Source organism: Blastococcus sp. DSM 46786 (genome assembly GCF_900109665.1).
Lineage (GTDB): Bacteria > Actinomycetota > Actinomycetes > Mycobacteriales > Geodermatophilaceae > Blastococcus > Blastococcus carthaginiensis.
Window position 1 is genome coordinate 1 of sequence record NZ_FOAO01000008.1, and the last position, 17,072, is coordinate 17,072.

At 74.7% G+C, this 17,072-nt stretch carries 16 protein-coding genes and 1 pseudogene; 4 read left to right on the plus strand and 13 right to left on the minus strand.

All coding sequences use genetic code 11. From position 1 onward, the window contains the following. The 6 genes and pseudogenes from BMW62_RS08705 to BMW62_RS08730 all read right to left on the minus strand — a co-directional run. A pseudogene (locus tag BMW62_RS08705) lies at nucleotides 1-208 on the minus strand (transposase); the annotation flags it as partial. Nucleotides 209-328: 120 nt separating this feature from the next. Beyond that, nucleotides 329-1,498, minus strand: coding sequence for a ferrochelatase (locus tag BMW62_RS08710; protein ID WP_091930474.1), 1,170 nt, complete (start codon nucleotides 1,496-1,498; stop codon nucleotides 329-331). A gap of 37 nt (nucleotides 1,499-1,535) precedes the next feature. Beyond that, entirely contained in the window at nucleotides 1,536-2,309 is a 774-nt protein-coding gene (gene fabI, locus BMW62_RS08715; protein WP_170852293.1) for an enoyl-ACP reductase FabI, read from the minus strand. Next, a complete protein-coding gene (locus BMW62_RS08720; protein WP_091930476.1) occupies nucleotides 2,309-3,013 on the minus strand; it encodes a beta-ketoacyl-ACP reductase in 705 nt (234 codons plus the stop codon). Before BMW62_RS08720 ends, fabI begins: the two co-directional genes overlap by 1 nt. A gap of 103 nt (nucleotides 3,014-3,116) precedes the next feature. Further along, entirely contained in the window at nucleotides 3,117-3,602 is a 486-nt protein-coding gene (locus BMW62_RS08725; RefSeq protein ID WP_244523936.1) for a PGPGW domain-containing protein, read from the minus strand. 20 nt (nucleotides 3,603-3,622) lie between these two features. Next, a complete protein-coding gene (locus tag BMW62_RS08730; protein WP_091930477.1) occupies nucleotides 3,623-4,363 on the minus strand; it encodes an IclR family transcriptional regulator in 741 nt (246 codons plus the stop codon). Between the two features lie 89 nt (nucleotides 4,364-4,452). On the opposite strand from BMW62_RS08730, the gene BMW62_RS08735 reads away from it, so the two are divergent. Further along, entirely contained in the window at nucleotides 4,453-6,378 is a 1,926-nt protein-coding gene (locus BMW62_RS08735) for an FAD-binding monooxygenase (protein WP_091930478.1), read from the plus strand. Between the two features lie 9 nt (nucleotides 6,379-6,387). Here the strand turns inward: BMW62_RS08735 and BMW62_RS08740 are convergent, their stop codons facing one another. After that, on the minus strand, nucleotides 6,388-6,789 hold the full coding sequence (locus BMW62_RS08740) for a DoxX family protein (RefSeq protein WP_091930626.1): 402 nt from the start codon (nucleotides 6,787-6,789) through the stop codon (nucleotides 6,388-6,390). Nucleotides 6,790-6,858: 69 nt separating this feature from the next. Between BMW62_RS08740 and BMW62_RS08745 the strand changes: the two genes are divergently transcribed. Next, a complete protein-coding gene (locus BMW62_RS08745; protein WP_211435050.1) occupies nucleotides 6,859-7,665 on the plus strand; it encodes a crotonase/enoyl-CoA hydratase family protein in 807 nt (268 codons plus the stop codon). A gap of 12 nt (nucleotides 7,666-7,677) precedes the next feature. Here BMW62_RS08745 and BMW62_RS08750 read toward each other — a convergent pair whose 3' ends face one another. The 4 genes from BMW62_RS08750 to BMW62_RS08765 form a co-directional block, all read right to left on the minus strand. After that, nucleotides 7,678-8,598, minus strand: a complete 921-nt coding sequence (locus BMW62_RS08750; RefSeq protein ID WP_091930480.1) for a diacylglycerol/lipid kinase family protein — start codon at nucleotides 8,596-8,598, stop codon at nucleotides 7,678-7,680. Between the two features lie 82 nt (nucleotides 8,599-8,680). Then, nucleotides 8,681-9,895 (minus strand): 3-deoxy-7-phosphoheptulonate synthase, encoded by a 1,215-nt coding sequence (locus BMW62_RS08755; RefSeq protein ID WP_091930481.1) that lies wholly within the window; start codon nucleotides 9,893-9,895, stop codon nucleotides 8,681-8,683. Then, entirely contained in the window at nucleotides 9,892-12,021 is a 2,130-nt protein-coding gene (locus tag BMW62_RS08760) for a DEAD/DEAH box helicase (protein WP_091930482.1), read from the minus strand. Before BMW62_RS08760 ends, BMW62_RS08755 begins: the two co-directional genes overlap by 4 nt. Before the next feature lie 330 nt (nucleotides 12,022-12,351). Then, nucleotides 12,352-12,612, minus strand: coding sequence for a hypothetical protein (locus tag BMW62_RS08765; RefSeq protein ID WP_091930483.1), 261 nt, complete (start codon nucleotides 12,610-12,612; stop codon nucleotides 12,352-12,354). A gap of 98 nt (nucleotides 12,613-12,710) precedes the next feature. Here BMW62_RS08765 and BMW62_RS08770 point away from each other — a divergent pair, with 98 nt between their 5' ends. Then, nucleotides 12,711-13,706: a YihY/virulence factor BrkB family protein gene (locus tag BMW62_RS08770; RefSeq protein WP_091930484.1), complete on the plus strand. Its 996-nt coding sequence runs from the start codon at nucleotides 12,711-12,713 to the stop codon at nucleotides 13,704-13,706. Between the two features lie 25 nt (nucleotides 13,707-13,731). Here BMW62_RS08770 and BMW62_RS08775 read toward each other — a convergent pair whose 3' ends face one another. Further along, the gene (locus BMW62_RS08775; RefSeq protein ID WP_091930485.1) at nucleotides 13,732-14,316 is read right to left on the minus strand and encodes a dihydrofolate reductase family protein; all 585 of its coding nucleotides are present in this window, start codon (nucleotides 14,314-14,316) and stop codon (nucleotides 13,732-13,734) included. Nucleotides 14,317-14,524: 208 nt separating this feature from the next. Between BMW62_RS08775 and BMW62_RS08780 the strand changes: the two genes are divergently transcribed. Next, on the plus strand, nucleotides 14,525-14,728 hold the full coding sequence (locus tag BMW62_RS08780) for a zinc-ribbon domain-containing protein (protein WP_091930486.1): 204 nt from the start codon (nucleotides 14,525-14,527) through the stop codon (nucleotides 14,726-14,728). A gap of 161 nt (nucleotides 14,729-14,889) precedes the next feature. Here the strand turns inward: BMW62_RS08780 and BMW62_RS08785 are convergent, their stop codons facing one another. After that, nucleotides 14,890-17,013 carry a SpoIIE family protein phosphatase gene (locus tag BMW62_RS08785; RefSeq protein WP_091930487.1) on the minus strand — a complete coding sequence of 708 codons (2,124 nt, stop codon included), beginning with the start codon at nucleotides 17,011-17,013 and terminating at the stop codon, nucleotides 14,890-14,892. Between the last annotated feature and the right edge of the window lie 59 nt (nucleotides 17,014-17,072).

The following is a 17,072-nucleotide window of genomic DNA, read 5'->3' on the forward strand; positions in this document are numbered from 1 at the left end:
CGCGGCGGTGCTCCGGGGCCAGGCACAGCCCGACCAGCGACCGCACCGGACCCTCAGCGCACAGCAGCGCGTCGGCCAGCTCGAACAGCTCATCGGCCCGCCGACCCAGGCATCCATACAGCTGACCGCGGAACTCTCGCAGCCGGTCCAGCCCCGCCGGCCCCACGAAGCTCTGGTCAATCCCGTCGGACAGGGGAAGACTGTCCATCGCGGCCACCGCCGATCTTCGAAGCTCGCTACTCCGAAGGATCACGCGGTGGCCGCCTTCATGCCAGCCCTCGAATCACACTGATGTGACTCCGCCGGCCACGGAGGTTAAACGGCAAGCTCAGCCCACGGGGGGACGGCCATTGCTCGCGGTGTCGGCCGGAGGCCGACGTTGAACGTAACAACAGAAGGCGGGGCAGTTGGTGCCCAGGCGTGGTTCACCGCCGGCCCGCCGCTCCTCGATCAGCTCGCGCAGCGCCGTCACGAAGGCCGGGTGGGTGCCGGCGGTGGCGGCCCGGGCGAACTCCAGCCCCAGCCGCTCGGCGGTCTCCCTGGCCTCGTTGTCGAGATCCCAGATCACCTCGAGGTGGTCGCTGACGAAGCCGACCGGGAACAGCACGACCGCCTTCTCCCCCGCCTCGGCCAGCGCCTCCAGGTGGTCGTTGACGTCGGGCTCCAGCCACGGCACCGACGGCGGGCCGCTGCGGCTCTGCCACACCAGGTCGAAGGGCCGGCCGGGGGCGGCGCGGTCGACGACCTGCTGCGCGGCGGCCTGCAACTCGGCCTCGTAGGCGTGGCCCTCCGGCCCGGCGACGGCGGCCATCGTGTCGGGGATGCTGTGCGCGGTCGCGACCAGGCGGGCCGAGTCGCGCACCTCGGCGGGGAGCTCGGCGAGCGCGGCGGCGAGGGCGTCGGCGTTGGCCCGCACGAAGCCGTCGGCGTCGAAGTAGTGCGGCAGCTTCTCCGCGGTCGGCCCGCTCGGTGCGGCGGCGTCGCCGGTCAGCGCGGCTCGGGCCCGGGCGACGTCCTCGTGGTACTGCCGGCACCCCGAGAACGATGCGTAGGCCGAGGTGGCCAGCACGTAGGCGTGCTGGATGCCGTCGTCGGCCATCTGCTGCCAGACGTCCTCGACGTAGGGCGCCCAGTTCCGGTTGCCCCAGTAGACCGGCAGGTCGATCCCGGCCGAGCGGAGCTCCGCCTCCAGCGCCGCGAGCAAGGCCTTGTTCTGGTCGTTGATCGGGCTGACGCCGCCGAAGTGGTGGTAGTGCTCGGCGACCTCCTCCAGCCGCTCGCGCGGGATGCCGCGGCCGCGCGTGACGTTCTCCAGGAACGGCATGACGTCGTCGTGGCCCTCGGGGCCGCCGAAGGAGAGCAGCAGCAGCGCGTCCCGCCGTCCGGGCGGGGCGGGCTCGGCCGACGGCGGGAGGCCGCCGTTGTTGCGGACGGCCAGCGACGGGTCCTCGTCGGGACGATGGCCGGCCGGGGTGATGTCGACGATGGCGCGGGGCACGTGGTTCTTTCCTCTTGCGGGGCGTCGACGGATGCAGTCACACGCCGACGGCGTGGAAGCCCCCGTCGACGTGGACGATCTCGCCGGTGGTGGCGGGGAACCAGTCGGAGAGCAGGGCGACGACGGCCTTGCCGGCGGGCTCGGTGTCGGTGACCGACCAGCCCAGCGGGGCACGCCCCTCCCAGGCCTCCTCGAACTGCTTGCTGCCCGGGATGGACTTCATCGCCATGCTGCGCAGCGGCCCGGCGGCGACGATGTTGGACCGCACGCCGTCGGGGCCGAGCTCGCGGGCGACGTAGCGGCTGACCGACTCCAGGGCCGCCTTGGCCGCGCCCATCCAGCCGTAGACCGGCCACGCGACGGAGGCGTCGAAGGTGAGGCCGACGACCGAGGACGGGTTCGCCAGCAGCGGCCGGCAGGCCTGGGTGAGCGAGGCGTAGGACCAGGAGGACACCTGGAACGCGGTGGCGGCGTGCTCCCAGGCGACCTCGGGGAAGCCCTCGCCCATGGCCTCCTGCGGCGCGAAGCCGATGGAGTGGACGACGCCGTCGAGGCGGTCGAAGCCCTGCTCGCGCAGCCGGTCGGCCAGCGTCGACAGGTGCTCGGTGCTGGTCACGTCGAGCTCGACCACCGCCGCCTCCTGCGGCAGCCGCTTGGCGATGCGCTGGCACAGCGACAGGGCGCGCCCGAAGTTGGAGAGGACGACGGTGGCGCCCTGCTCCTGGGCGAGCCGGGCGGTGGCGAAGGCGATCGACGCCTCGGTGAGGACCCCGGTGATCAGGATCTTCTTGCCCTCGAGGATGCCGCTCATCAGTGCCCCATTCCCAGTCCGCCGTCGACCGGGACGACCGCCCCGGTGATGTACGCCGCCGCATCGCTCGCCAGGAAACGCACGACGCCGGCGATCTCGTCGGCGTCGGCGTAGCGGCCCAGCGGCACCTGCCCGAGGATTTCCTTCTGCCGGGCCTCGGGCAGCTCCGCGGTCATGTCGGTGGTGACGAAGCCGGGGGCGACGACGTTGGCCGTGATGCCGCGGCTGCCGAGCTCGCGGGCGATCGAGCGGGCCAGGCCCACCAGGCCGGCCTTCGACGCCGCGTAGTTCGTCTGCCCCGCCGAGCCCAGCAGCCCGACGACGGAGGAGACGAAGACCATCCGGCCCGAGCGGGCGCGCACCATCTTGGCGGCCGCGCGCTTGGACACCCGGTAGGCGGCGGTCAGGTTCGCGTCGACGACGTCGGTGAAGTCCTCCTCCTTCATGCGCATGAGCAGGCCGTCACGGGTGATGCCGGCGTTGCTCACCAGCACCTCGACCGGGCCCTGTTGCTCCTCGATCTCGGTGAAGGCGCGGTCGACGTCCTCGGTGCTGGTGACGTCGCACCGCACGCCGAACAGCCCGCCGGGTGCGCCGCTGCCGCGGTGGGTGACGGCGACCGAGTCGCCCTGCTCGGCGAAGGATCGGGCGATGGCGAGCCCGATCCCCCGGTTCCCGCCGGTCACGAGCACCGACCTGCCCACGTCCCACTCCCCTGCGCCGACGACCTCGTTCCCCGTCGAACCTAGCCCCTGGTCGCAGGTCACACCGCCTACCGGCCGGTAGGGGGCTCGCGGGGCGCCCGCCTCAGTCCTCGGCCGGGCGCGCCGCGCGGTAGGCGCCGCCGCCCTGCGGCGCCCCGGCCGGGCGGTGGGCCCGGGCCCGCTCCGCGTTGTCCTCGTGCCGGGCGAAGACGACGGTGCCGAGCAGGAACAGGCCGGAGAGGATGAGGACGACGGCGGTGAACGCGTTGACGAACGGCAGGTCCACCCCGGCGAGCGTCACGGCCCCGAGCCCCACCAGGACGAGCGCCGAGAGAACGGCACCGGCTGCCCGCCAGGGGTTCCGGCCGACCTCCTCGACGCCCTCCTGGGCCTTCTCCTTGGCGTAGTCCAGCGGCTTCCTGGCCCACGGGAAGCGGGTGGCCAGCACCGCCAGCCCTGCCGCGACGAGGACGAACCCCGGCCCGGGCAGCACGAGCAGCGCGATACCGGAGAGGGTCAGCACGGCGCCGAGGACGGCGATGGCGACGGTCTTCACCACCCGTCGGTGCCCCCGCGCGACCGCCTCCATGCCCGTCACGGGCCGCGCGGTCAGGCTGCGCCCAGCTCGCGGGCGACGGCTTCGGCCGCCTCGGTCAGGTGGGCCACCCACTCCGGCAGCCGGTCGCGCGAGTACCGCACGGACGGCGCGGCCAGGGAGAGCGCCGCCCCCTCGACGCCGCCCGCGGCCGGCACGGCGACCCCGACCGCAGTCAGCCCCGCCTCGGTGGCCTGGTCGTTGAGGGCGAAGCCGCGCCGCCGGACCGTGCGCAGCTCGCGCTCCAGCCGGGCGCCGTCGGCCTCGTCCAGGGCGGCCAGGACGGCGGCGCGCCCGGCGTCGTCCATCGCCGCGAGCAGGGCCTTGCCGCCCGAGGCGAGGTGGGCCGGCAGCGTCCGGCCGGTGCGGTCGCCGACGCGCAGCACCTGCCGGCTCTCCACCGTCGCGACGAACCGGACGACGGCACCGGCCAGCAGCACGACGTTGGCCGTCTCCCCCACCGCGTCGACCAGCCGCCGCAGGTGCGGCACGGCCACCTCCCGCAGGGTGGTGACCGACGCCTGGGGCACCGCGCCCGGGCGCAGCACCGGCCCGGGGGCGTACCGGCGGTCGGGCAGCTGCTCGGCGAAGTCGCGGTAGACGAGCATCCCCAGCAGGCGGTGGGCGGTGGACACCGAGACGCCCAGCCGGGCGGCGACGTCGGTCACCCGCATCGCACCTTCCTGCTGGAGCAGCGTCGCCAGCAGCAGCGCCGAGTCGACCGAGCCGATGGCGTACGCCGGCTTGTTCCTCACAGCAGAAAAGCCTATCCCCTCATGCGGAACCTGCGGGACCGTCGGACCGGGCCGCCGGCCGCGGCCGACCACGACGAGGGAGTCGAGCAGTGCAGTTCTACCTGGACGGTTACCGGCCCGGCGATCCGCTGGTCGAGGAGCCGCACCCGTCGGTCGCGGACCGGCCGGAGGGTCTCCCCGACGAGGCGGACGTCGTCATCGTCGGCACCGGGCCGGCCGGCCTGGTCCTCGCCGCCCAGCTGGCCGCCTTCCCCGAGATCCGCACCGTCGTCGTCGACCGGCGGGACGGGCCGCTGCTGGTCGGCCAGGCCGACGGGGTGGCCTGCCGCACCGTCGAGATGTTCGAGGCCTTCCGCCTGGCCGACCAGCTCGTCGCCGAGGCCTACTGGGTCAACGAGGTCGCCTTCTGGCGGCCCGACCCGGCCGACCGCACCCGCATCACGCGGACCGGGCGGGTGCAGGACGTCGAGGACGGCCTCTCGGAGTTCCCGCACGTCATCGTCAACCAGGCCCGGATGCAGGCCTGGCTCCGCGAGCACATGACCCGGTCCGCCGGCCGGCTGGCCCCGCGCTACGGGCTGCACGCCACCGACGTCGCCGTGGATCCCACCGGCGGCTCCGACCACCCGGTCACCCTCACCCTGCAGCACCTCCGGGGTGGCGAGGCGACCGGCGAGGTCTCGACGATCCGGGCCCGCTACGTCGTCGGCTGCGACGGCGCGCGCAGCAGCATCCGGACGGCGATCGGCCGCGAGCTGGTCGGCGACCCGATGAACTCGTCCTGGGGCGTCATGGACGTCCTGGCGGTCACCGACTTCCCCGACATCCGGCTGAAGGCCGCCATCCACTCGGCCAACCAGGGCAACCTGCTGATCATCCCCCGCGAGGGCGGCTACCTGGTGCGGCTCTACATCGAGCTCGACGCCGTCGCCGACCGCGAGCTGCACGAGCGGCGCGCCGTCACGCCCGAGAAGCTGGCCGCCGTGGCCAACCGGATCCTGCACCCGTACTCGATCGACGTGAAGGACGTCGGCTGGTGGTCGGTCTACGACATCGGCCAGCGGCTGTGCGACCGGTTCGACGACGTGCCCGCCGACGAGGTCACCACCCGGCTGCCGCACGTGTTCATCGCCGGCGACGCCTGCCACACGCACAGCGCCAAGGCAGGCCAGGGCATGAACGTCTCGATGGCCGACGCGTGGAACCTCGGCTGGAAGCTGGCCGCGGTGCTGCGGGGCACCGCCCGGCCGGAACTGCTGCACACCTACTCGGCGGAGCGGCAGGCGGTCGCCCAGGAGCTCATCGACTTCGACCGCGAGTTCGCCCGGATGTTCAGCGCACCGCCGACGGAGGAGGGCGGGGACGGCGAGGGTGTGGACCCGGCGGAGTTCCAGCGCTACTTCGTCCAGCAGGGCCGGTTCACCGCCGGCGTCGCCACGCGCTACGCGCCGTCGATGATCACCGGGGGTACCGAGCACCAGCCGCTCGCCGAGGGCTACCCGGTCGGGATGCGGTTCCACTCCGCCCCGGTGATCAGGATCGCCGATGCCAAGCCCCTGCAGCTGGGGCACGTCGCACGGGCCGACGGTGCCTGGCGGCTGTACGTCTTCGCCGACGCCGCGGACCCGACGTCCCCCGGGTCGCGGGCCCGCGCACTGCTGGAGCACCTCGGGTCGGCGGCATCACCGGTGGCCCGGCACACGCCCGTGGGCGCCGACCCGGACGCCGTGCTCGACGTCCGCGGGATCTTCCAGCAGGGGCACCGGGACCTCGCCGTCGACCGGCTGCCACCGGTCCTGCTGCCGCGCAAGGGCCGGTTCGGGCTGGTCGACCACGAGAAGGCCTTCTCCCCCGATCCCGGCGCCGGGGACGTCTTCGCGATGCGCGGCATCGACCGGGAGCGGGGCTGCATGGTGCTGGTCCGGCCCGACCAGCACGTGGCGGCGGTGCTCCCCTTGGACGACCACGACGGGCTGGCCGGCTTCCTGTCCGGCGTGCTGGTCGACGCCCGGTAGCGGACGGCCTCAGTCGCGCCGGCGGCGCCGCAGCCAGCCGCCGCCGTACAGCGCCCAGAGCACGAGCAGCGGCTGGAAGAACAGCCGGACCAGGCGCTTGCGGTCGGTGTCGAGGCCGAAGGCGTCGGTGCCCTCCAGGTACTGCGCGACGTTGCCCGGGAAGATCACCACGAAGAACGCCGCGAGCAGCCCGCCGACGAGCCGCCGCCTCCGCGGGAGCGCGAGGAACGACGCGCCCAGGGCGATCTCGACGACGCCCGAGCCCAGCACCGTGAGGTCCTCGTCGACGGGGAACCAGGCCGGGACCTGGGCCCGGAACTCCTCCCGCTGGGTGGTCAGGTGGAGCACGCCGGCGCTCACCATGACCGCGCCGAGCAGCAGGCGGGCAGCGGTGCGGGCGGCGGCGGGCATGCACGGACCGTAGCCCGCGCGCCGCACCGCTCGTTGACAGCCGGGCCGGGCCGCCCGTAGACAGCGGGGGTGGCTGACGACGTCCCGCGCCGGGTGGCGCTCACGGTGACCGACGGCGTGGCGACCGTGCGGCTGGACCGGCCGGAGAAGATGAACGCGCTGGACCCGGCGATGTTCGGGGCGATCCTGGCCACCGGGAAGGAGCTGATGGCCCGGGAGGACGTCGGCGCGGTGGTGCTCACCGGCGCCGGCCGGGCCTTCTGCGCCGGCCTGGACTTCGGCTCCTTCGCGGACATGGCCGAACGCGGGCAGGAGCGGACCCGCGAGCGCGAGTCGACCGCCCCGGAGCCGCTGGGCGCGGCCCGCGCGCTGGCCCAGCAGGTGGTGCACGTCTGGTCGCTGGTCCCCGCCCCCGTGATCGCGGCGGTGCAGGGGGTGGCCTTCGGCGGCGGGCTGCAGATCGCGCTGGGCGCCGACATCCGGCTGGTCGCCCCGGACGCGCAGCTGTCGCTGATGGAGATCCTCTGGGGCATCGTGCCCGACATGTGCGGCACCCAGCTGCTGCCCGAGCTGGTCGGCCGCGACGTCGCCAAGGAGCTGGCGCTGACCGGGCGCAAGGTCTCGGGCACCGAGGCGGTGCGGCTCGGCCTGGCCACCCGCGAGGCCGCCGACCCGCTCGCCGCCGCGCTGGAGCTGGCCGCCGAGATCGCCGGGCACAGCCGCAGCGCCACCCGGGCGGTCAAGCGGCTGGTCGACCTCGCCGGCCGGGTGCCGCTCGCCGAGGGGCTGGCCGCCGAGCAGGCGGAGATCGGCGCGCTCATCGGCTCGCCGGAGCAGGCCGCCGTCGTCCGCCGCCGGCTGGAGAGCCGCGGCTGAGTCTCCGGACGGCTACCGCGGCACCAGCACCGACCAGGCGTGGTGGGCCAGCCGCCAGCCGCCGGCGTCCTGCACCTCGCCGAGCTCGCCGTCGGCGTCGACGGGCACCGGGCCGCCCGAGATCCGCACCTCGCGACCGCGCAGCACCAGCACGTCGGGGCGGTCGACGTGCCGGCCCGCGGTGAGCGCCGCCGCGTAGGCGGCCCGGGCGACCGGCCCGGTGGCCGCGCACACGACCACGTCGGCGAGGCCGTCATCGGGCCGCGCGTCGGGGGCGAGCGCGGTGCCGCCACCGATCGTCGCGCCGTTGCACACCCCGACCATGAGCACGGGCTGCTCGCCGTCGGCGGCCCAGCCCTCGCCCTCGTGGACGGCGACCTGCCCGTCGACCTCCACGCGCAGCGGCCAGCCGGTGTCCCCCAGCCCCGCGATCGCCGCGCCGACCGGGTAGGCAGCCGCGCCGAGCCGCTGCTTGAGCCGGTGCGCCTCGGCGGCGGCCTCCGCCCCCACCCCGGCGTGGACGGCGTTGACGACCACCGCGCCGGCGTCGTCGCGCAGCAGGTCCAGCCGGCGCGGCACCCCGGCCAGCACCGCGGCGGCGCCGTCGGCCGGGTCCAGCGGCAGCCCGAGGGTGCGGGCCAGGTCGTTGCCCGTGCCGCACGCGATGATGCCGACCGGCTCGTCGGGCGAGAGCCGCCCGGCCCGGTCGAGGGCGGCGACCACCGCGTGCACCGAGCCGTCGCCGCCGAGCACGACGACCCGACGGCCGGGGTGGGCACCCAGCGCCTCGTCGAGGTCACCGGCGTCGGCGGTCGCGGCGACGGCGACGTCGGCGCCGGCACGCAGCCCGGCCACCGCCGCCTCCACCCGCTCGTCCTCGGCGGTCCCCGCCGACCGGTTCACCACGAGCAGCATCCCCGGCTTCCCGGACATCGGGCCTCCTGCCTGGTCGGACGGACGGCCGACCGTACTGGTCGCACCGCCCGGCCCCACGAGCGCCCCGGGTGAGGAGTGCTCAGCCGCGGCGGGCGCGGGAGGCCTCGGCGAGCTCGGCCAGGAGCTGCTCGGTCGTCGGCAGGTCGACGCAGGCGTCGGTGAGGCTCTTGCCGTACTCGAGGTCGCCGGGGTGCTGCTGGTCGAGGTCCTGCCGGCCGGCGACCAGGTTGCTCTCCACCATCACGCCCCGGATGGCCCGCTCGCCGCCGGCGATCTGCCCGGCGAGGTCGCGCACGACGTCGATCTGGCGCAGGTGGTACTTCTGGCTGTTGCCGTGCGAAGCGTCGACGACGAGCACCTCCGGCAGCCCGCGGGCGGCCAGCCGGCGCCGGGCGTCGGCGATGTGGGCGGCGGAGTAGTTCGGGCCGTCCTTGGCGCCGCGCAGGATGACGTGGCCGGTGCCGTTGCCCGTCGTCGACAGCTGCGCGGAGACCCCGTGGGCGTCGACCCCGAGGAACTGGTGCGGTGCCCGCGCCGTCATCACCGCCTGGATGGCGGAGTCCACGCTGCCCTCGGGCGAGTTCTTGAACCCGACCACCGACGAGAAGCCGGACACCCGCTCCCGGGCGGTCTGGTCGGTGACGTTGCGCGCCCCGACGCCGTTGTAGGTGACCAGCCCGTTGACGTACTGCGGCGTCAGCGCGTTCAGCGGCTCGGCGGCCACCGGCACGCCGGACGCGGTGATGCGGCACATCAGCATCCGGGTGGCGACGAGACCGACGCTGATCCGGCTCGACCCGTCGAGGAAGGGGTCGTAGGCGAAGCCCTTCCAGTCGACCTCGGTGCGCGGCTTCTCGGTGTAGGTGCGCATGAGGATCTCGAGGTCGGCGCCGTGCCGCTCGCGCATGCGGGCGATGAAGGCGGCGTACTCGAGCGCGGCCTCCGGGTCGTGGATCGAGCACGGCCCGGCGATCACCGCGAGGCGCTCGTCGGCCCCGGCGAGGATCCCGGTCACCGCCCGTCGCGCGGCGCGCGTGGTGGCGGCCGAGCCGGCCGGCACCGGGACGGCGGCGGCGACCGCGGCCGGGGTGACGACGACGCTGGAGCCGGTGATCCGGGTGTTGACCAGGTCCGAGAGGTCGGCGGCGCCGTCCGGCGAGACGCCGAGCTGCTGCTGGACGCCGGGCAGCAGCTCTGCCAGCTCGGCGTCGATCCGACCGTTGACGCGGGTCTGCACCTCGAGCAGCAGCTCGGCGACCCGCGTCGCGGCGGGCAGGAGCGGTTCGGTGGTCATCGGTCCTCCAGGGCGGCGGTGAGCAGCGCGACGAGCGCCTCGAGCTGGACGTCGGCCGACCCCTGCATCTCCTCGTCGGAGCCGTCGAGCGCACGCGCCGCCAGGCCGGCCTTGCTGTCGATCAGCTCGGCGATCCGGGCGTCGAGGGTCTGCGCGGCGATGATCCGCCACGCGGTGACCGGCTCGGTCTGCCCGATGCGGTGGCTGCGGTCGATCGCCTGGGTCTGCTCGGCGTCGGTCCAGGAGAGCTCGGCGAGCACCAGGTTGGAGGCGACCTGCAGGTTGATGCCCACGCCGGCCGAGGTCAGCGAGCAGACGGCGACGGCGACCTCCGGGTCGTTGACGAAGGCGTCGATGTTGCGCTGGCGCACCGCGGGCGTCTGGTCGCCGCGGATCGAGGAGTAGCGCAGGCCCATGCCCTCGAAGGTCTCCTCGGCCACGTCCATGACGTCGATGTGCTTGGCGAAGAAGACGACCTTGCCGGCGCTGCGGGCCAGCTGCGCGGCGTAGTCGGCGGCGAGCCCGGCCTTCGCCTGCCCGATCCGCCGCATCATCGTGAAGACGTTGTCGCCGCCGGTGCCCGAGGTCGAGTCCTTGAGCTCCCAGCCGGCGACCTTGCGCACCAGCGCGTGGTCGATGCCCTCCACCACGGTGACCGACTCGCGGGCCGCGAGGGCGCTGTCGTAGCGCTTGACCAGGCGGCGGGCGAGCTCCCGCTCGGCCGCGCGGATCGAGCGGCCGGCCTTGTCGTCCAGCTCGACGGGGAGGTCGGCGATGCGGCGGGCGGGGATGTCGGCGGCGACGTCGACCTTGCGGCGCCGGACGATGCCCCGGTCGATCACGCACTGGCGGGCCGCCGGGTAGAAGCCGGGGTCGGCCGGCGTCAGGCCGGTCCCCTCCAGGCACTCCATCAGCTCGCCGAGCGGCTTCTCCTCGTCGATCCAGCCGAGGAACTGCCAGATCGCCCGGAAGTCGTCGATGTCGTTGATCAGCGGCGTACCGGTGAGCGCCATGAGCAGCGGCCGCGCCGCGCGCAGCCGGAGGCGCTGGGACAGCTCCAGCACGTGCTGCGAGCGCTGCGAGCTCTTGTTCTTGATGAAGTGCGCCTCGTCGACGACCATCCCGCCGAACCCGAAGTCGCCCAGCCAGCCCACGTGCCGGTCCAGCACCTCGTAGTTGACGACGACGATGTCGGCGAAGCCGTCGACGCTCTCGCCGTTCCCCTGGATCACGGTGGCCCGGCGCTGGGGCACCCAGCGCGCGGCCTCGCGGGCCCAGTTGGTCTTCACGACGTTGGGGACGACGACGAGCAGCGGGAAGGCCTGCGCCGCCTCCGCCGCGAGCAGCGACTGGGCCGTCTTGCCGAGGCCCGGCTCGTCGGCGAGCAGGAAGGTGCGGTGACCGCTGGCCGCCGCCGCGACCAGTTGCCCCTGGTGCGGCATGAGCTCCAGCCCGGCCGGGGTGAACTGGGAGCTCGGGAAGGGCAGCGGCATGCACGCCGGGGCACCGCCGCCGGCGCGCTCGAAGGAGTTGAACAGCGGCTCCAGCAACTCCCAGCCGGCCAGCCGGCGCGGCCGCACGGCGCTGGGCCGCGCGGCGTCGAAGTCGGGGGCGAGGAAGGGGTTGGCCAGCTGCCGCGAGACCACCGACTGCGGCACCACCTGGCGCTCGGCGGACGCGGCCACGGGGGCGGCGGCCTCCACCGGCGGCGGGGCCTCCTCCTCGGGCGCCTCGATCCCGGCGGCGGCGAGCAGCTCCCGCCGGTGCGAACGGGCCGCCTCGGTGGCGACGGCGTCGTCGGAGAGCAGCGCCAGCAGGCCGGAGTTCCGCACCGCGGTCGTGGCCAGGATCGTCGCGATCCCGTCGAGCCGCTTCAGCTGCTCGGAGCGGCGGCCCTCACCGGTGCTCTGGTCGGCCTGCACCCGGGCGCGCTCCTCGCGCAGCACCAGGGCGATGGCCTGGAACTCGGCGCGCACCGACGGCGTCACGCGGTCGCGCTTGACCGCCGCCTCGACGTCGCGGACGGCGCGGGCGAGCACCGCGATGACGTCGCCCTCGCGGACGCGCCGCTGGGCGCGCGGGGCGCCGCGCCGGGCGCCCGTCGAGCGCCGTCCTGGTCGAGCCACAGACTCCTCCTCTGCACTGCCCGGCAGGGTTGCCGGGCAGGACGCGCACGCGGCCCCCTCGACCGGACGGCGGAGGTCGCGGGGCTGAACGCCCCGCGGAAGGGCTCCGCGATCCGGCCCCGCCCCGCGGCTGCGCGGGAGAACGACGTCTCGGGCCGCGCGCCCCGAGGTCCCCGGGGGACCGTCAGCCCGCCAGACGATGACGGGAGCACCGGTCGCACCAGCGGGCTTCCTCGCCAGGCGAGGGCATGCTGGCCCGCGGCCGGTACGGCCCCCACAGTAGACCCCGTGCGGCGCCGGGTCCCGGGCCGTCGCCGCGCCTCCCCCGGCTCAGCCCCCGACGGTCGCCTGCAGGTCGTTGCGCGGGACGACCCGGAGCGCGCGGAACGGCAGGCCGTGCGCGCCGGGCCGGGCCCACTCCACCTCGACGACCTGCCCGGCCCGCAGGCCCCCCGAGCCGGTCGTGCTCTGCTCCACCGCGGCGGCGTCGGCCCAGCAGCCGCCCGGGAGGTCGGGGGCCTCGATGACCGCGCCCGGGTCCTCCTCGTCCCACCGGACGACGGTGCCGAAGGTCGTGCCGCCCTGCGTCATGGTCCGAGGCTCCGCTCTCCCCGCCCCGCGGGCAAGGCGTGCGGCCGCCGGGGAGGCGGAACCGTTGCGGCCGCGCGCCGCCGGGGGTGGGATGTGCCATGGCTGTCGTCCGGCGCGAGCCCCCCTCCCGTGGCGCGCGGAGCCGCGGCGGCGCGAGGCGCGGGCACGAGGCGCACTCCCCGCACCTGATCCCCGCCGCCGGGTGGCGCCGCGTGCTCCGGCGGGTCGCGCGCCAGGTGCTCAGCGACCGCCTCATGGTGCAGAGCGCCGGGGTCGCGTTCTTCGCCGTCCTGTCGGTCGCCCCCGTGCTGGTGACGGCGCTGTCCATCTACGGCTTCGTGAACACGCCGGAGACGGCGCGCCGGCAGCTGTCCGGGTTGGCGGACGTGCTGCCCACGGACCTCGACGCGATCGTGACCGACCAGCTCACGACGATCACCGCGGCGTCGGCCCAGGTGCTCACCTTCCGGGGGCTCACCGGCCTCGTCGTGGCGCTCTGGACGGCGACGACCGCGATGACCTACCTCATCGACGGGCTCGGCATCGCCTACCACCAGCCGGAGTCGCGGAGCTTCCCGCACCGGGTGGGGCTCGCGCTGGTGTTCGTCCTCGGGGGTGCGGTGCTCCTCGCCGCACTGCTCACCGTCGCCGGGGTCGCCGCGGCCGAGGTCGCCGGGTCGTCCGGCCCGCTCCGGCTCGCCGCCCGGGTCCTCTCGTGGCTGGCGCTCGCCGCGCTCATGGCCGTGGCCCTGGCCGTCCTCTACCGCTTCGGCCCGGACCGGGCGCGCGCCCGGTGGCGGTGGCTCACCCCCGGGTCGGTCCTCGCGACGGTCGTCTGGCTGGCGGTGACCCTCGGCTTCTTCTCCTACGTGCAGAGCCTGGGCAGCTACCAGTCGACCTACGGCTCGCTCGCAGGCGTGGCGATCAGCATGTTCTGGCTGTGGACCACGGTCCTGCTGATCTTCTTCGGGGCCGCGGTGAACGCCGAGACCGAGCGGCAGACCGTGCGCGACTCCACCGTGGGTCCGGAGCAGCCCGCGGGGAACCGGGGCGCCGTCGTCGCCGACGACACCCCGCCGTACCCCGGCGAGTGACGGCGTCCGGGACCGCCCGGCCGGGTCACCCGCCGCCGGGCCGCTCCCTGCGGTAGGTGAGGCGGACGAGGGAGTCGCCCACCGTCTCGACGTCGTGCAGGTGCAGGGGCACCCGGTCGGCGGTGGGGCCGAACAGGCGCTCGCCGCTCCCCAGCACGACGGGGAAGACCGTCAGCCGCACCTCGTCGACGAGGTCGTGCGCCAGCAGCGTCTGCACGAGCAGCCGGCTGGCATGGACGACGACGTCTCCGGCCACCGCGCACCTGAGGCCGGCGACGGACTGCACCACGTCGCCGGTCAGCACGGTGGTGCCGGCCCACCCGGGCTCCGTGAGGGTGGTGGACACGACGTACTTGGGCAGCCCGTTCAACCGGTCGGCCCACTCCCCCGTCCGCGCGGGCCAGCGGGCGGCGAACCACGTGTAGCTCCGGCGCCCGAGCAGCAGCGCGGCCGCCTCCCGCGCCTCCCGGTGCTCGACCTCCGCCCAGGCCCGGCGGTCCGCCTCGCCGATCCGGCCGAACCACCCGCCGCGGTCGAAGCCCTCCTCGCCCGTCGGGTCCTGCACGACCCCGTCGATCGAGACGTTCTCGCTGACGACGATCCTCCCCATCGCAGCTCCCTCCTCGCGGCGCCCTGGGCTGTCGACGGTGCAGACCCCGACACGGTGCTGGACTGAGCGGTCGCGACGCCGAGCAGCTGCTCACCCCGGCGGAACGGCGGGCCACCGACCGGAGGAAGCAGGCCGGTGAGGGACAGCACGTGGCGAACACCGACGCGGCCGAGGAGGCCCGTGCCGGCCCGCTCCCTACGCTGGCGTGATGTTCCTGCTCTTCGGCTTCGGCACCAAGCGCAAGCACCTCGGCCCCGGGGAGACCCGCACCTGCCCGAACTGCCACAACACCACGCGCTGGTCGCGCATCCGGCAGTACCGGCAGTTCTCGCTGTTCTTCGTGCCGGTCGCCCGCTGGAAGCGCCGGGAGCTCGAGGTCTGCGGCATCTGCGGCACCGCCGTCGCCGTGTGACGGGACCGGTGCCCGCGATGGGCAGCGTCGGCCGGTCGCACGGCCCACGACGGAACCGCTGACCGAGGGCGCTCGCGATGAGCGGCAGCCGGTGAAGGGCGACGATGACCGGCGACCGCCCGTCCGCCCGTCCGCCGGATCCGGCGGTCCCGAACGCCGGATCAGGGAACGGACGGCTCGTCGGGGATCGGAGCAGGCAGCTGCTTGGGGCCGGCTTCGGCGGGGCGCGGCCGGTCCTGGCGGTGCAACCGGACGGCGACCAGGGCGACGTCGTCGTCGGGCCGCCCGTGCACGAGCCGTTCCAGCAGCTGGTCGCAGAGCTCCTGCAGCGGCAGGTCGGCCAGCTCCGTCAGCGCACGCTTGAGCCGGTCCAGACCGGCGTCCAGGTCGCTGTCGCGACGTTCGATCAGCCCATCGGTGTACAGGAGCACCGTCGCGCCGCGATCGACGGTGACGACCGACTCGGTGCGCCTGGCGGCCGGCTCGATGCCGAGCATCAGCTCCGCTCGCTGCGCGGAGAGTTCGAGCACGCTGCCGTCCGGCTGCAGGATCAGCGGGGGCGGATGGCCGGCATTCGACCAGCGCATCTGCGTGACCCCGCGCAGCCGCTGGTCCATGTCCTGCTCGATGCGGGCGACGGCGGCGGTGACGAGGGTGCCCATGTCCAGCAGCTCGATCGACTCGTCGAGCCGGGTGAGCACCTCGGCCGGGCCGATCTGGTTGCTGGTCGCGATGCCCCGCAGCACTCCGCGCAGCTGCCCCATCGCCGCCGCGGCGGCGATGTCGTGCCCGGCGACGTCGCCGATGACCAGCACGGTCGCGCCATCACGCTGCAGGAACGCGTCGTACCAGTCACCGCCGACCGCGGCGGCCTCCGCAGCGGGCAGGTACCGGACCACGACCTCGGCGTGGTCCGGTTCCGGCGGGGCGGTGAGCAGGCTGCGCTGCAGCTCCCCGGCGACCAGTCGCTGCTGCCGGTAGAGGCGGGCGTTGTCCAGCGCCATCCCGGCGCGGCTGGCCACCTCACCGGCGGTGGCCAGCTCCTCGACGGAGATGTGCCCGCGGGCCGGGCCGTTGAACAGCGAGAGCAGGCCGACGGTGCGCCCGCGCCCTCGCAGCGGCAGGACCACGAGGGACTCCGGTGCGAGCCGGCCGATCAGCTGGTGCGCCTCACCCTGGTGCAGCACGGCGCGGACCGCGGTCGTCGCATCCCGGTCCACGATCACCTGCTCGCCGGTGCTCAACGTGCGCAGGAGGAACGAGTCGTCCCGCAGCGCGGGGATGCGCACCTGGCAGTAGGCCTCGACGAGCGGCCGGGCGGTGTCGTCGGCGTGCCACCAGCCGACGTCCCGGATCCCCGCGCGGGACCCCGAGGGCATGGCGTCGTCGACGAGGGTGACGACGCACCAGTCGGCCAGCGACGGCACCACGAGCTGGGCGAGACGGGCGACGGCCTGCTCGGCGTGCAGGGTGCCGGTCACCTGCTCGGTGACCGAGGCCAGCAGCTCCAGCCGCGCCGAGGCCCGAGCGGCGCGTTCCTGCTCGGCCCGTCGGACCGTGACATCGAGGAAGTACACCGCCAGCCCGTCGGGGTTCGGCCAGGCCAGCACCTCGTACCAGGAGTCCAGCGGCGGCGGGTAGTACGCCTCGAAGGTGACGGTCTCACCCGACGCCATCGCGTGCCGGTAGTCGACTTCGAAGGGGCTGCCCACCGCCGCCGGGAAGGCCTCCCAGATGTTCTGGCCGACCAGGTTCCCGCTGACCGGCTGCAGCAGCCGCTCTGCGTGGGCGTTCACGTAGGTGAAGCGCCACTGCCGGTCCAGCGCGAAGAACGCCGCCGGCATGGCCTCCAGCACGCGGGTCACGCTGGCGTCGGCCTCGTGCTGGCTGGTGACGTCGTACGCGGCCCCCAGCAGCCGGGACGCCCTGCCGTCGGGGTCGCACAGGGTCCGGCCGCGCGCGGAGATCCACCGGGTGTCGCCGCTGGGCAGGCGCACGCGGTAGAGGGTCCGGACGTCCCCGCAGGTGTCGATGGCCGTCTGCAGGGCCTGCGTGACCCGGGCCAGGTCGTCGGGGTGGACCCGGGCGTTGAATCCCTCGATGCTCCGGTCGAAGTCCTCGGGGTCGTAGCCGAACATCGCGATCAGCCGGTCGTCCCACTCCAGCCGTCCGGTGACCAGGTCCCAGTCGAACGTCCCGATGTCGGCGGCGTCGATGGCCAGCTCACCGCGGAGCCGCGCGGCCTCCTCGTCCCCGAGCAGCACGGGCTCGACCGACTCGTCCACGTTTTCCCCTCTGGTCGGACACCGCGGTCGCGAACGCGCCCGAACAGGTGGGACCCACG

Excerpts from the sequence above, each read along its gene's own strand:
- BMW62_RS08765 (WP_091930483.1), bottom strand. The coding sequence starts at position 12,612 with ATGACGCAGGGCGGCACGACCTTCGGCACCGTCGTCCGGTGGGACGAG.
- fabI (WP_170852293.1), bottom strand. The coding sequence starts at position 2,309 with ATGAGCGGCATCCTCGAGGGCAAGAAGATCCTGATCACCGGGGTCCTC.
- BMW62_RS08750 (WP_091930480.1), bottom strand. The coding sequence starts at position 8,598 with ATGTCCGGGAAGCCGGGGATGCTGCTCGTGGTGAACCGGTCGGCGGGG.
- BMW62_RS08755 (WP_091930481.1), bottom strand. The coding sequence starts at position 9,895 with ATGACCACCGAACCGCTCCTGCCCGCCGCGACGCGGGTCGCCGAGCTG.
- BMW62_RS08780 (WP_091930486.1), top strand. The coding sequence starts at position 14,525 with ATGTTCCTGCTCTTCGGCTTCGGCACCAAGCGCAAGCACCTCGGCCCC.
- BMW62_RS08775 (WP_091930485.1), bottom strand. The coding sequence starts at position 14,316 with ATGGGGAGGATCGTCGTCAGCGAGAACGTCTCGATCGACGGGGTCGTG.
- BMW62_RS08740 (WP_091930626.1), bottom strand. The coding sequence starts at position 6,789 with ATGCCCGCCGCCGCCCGCACCGCTGCCCGCCTGCTGCTCGGCGCGGTC.
- BMW62_RS08770 (WP_091930484.1), top strand. The coding sequence starts at position 12,711 with ATGGCTGTCGTCCGGCGCGAGCCCCCCTCCCGTGGCGCGCGGAGCCGC.
- BMW62_RS08725 (WP_244523936.1), bottom strand. The coding sequence starts at position 3,602 with ATGGAGGCGGTCGCGCGGGGGCACCGACGGGTGGTGAAGACCGTCGCC.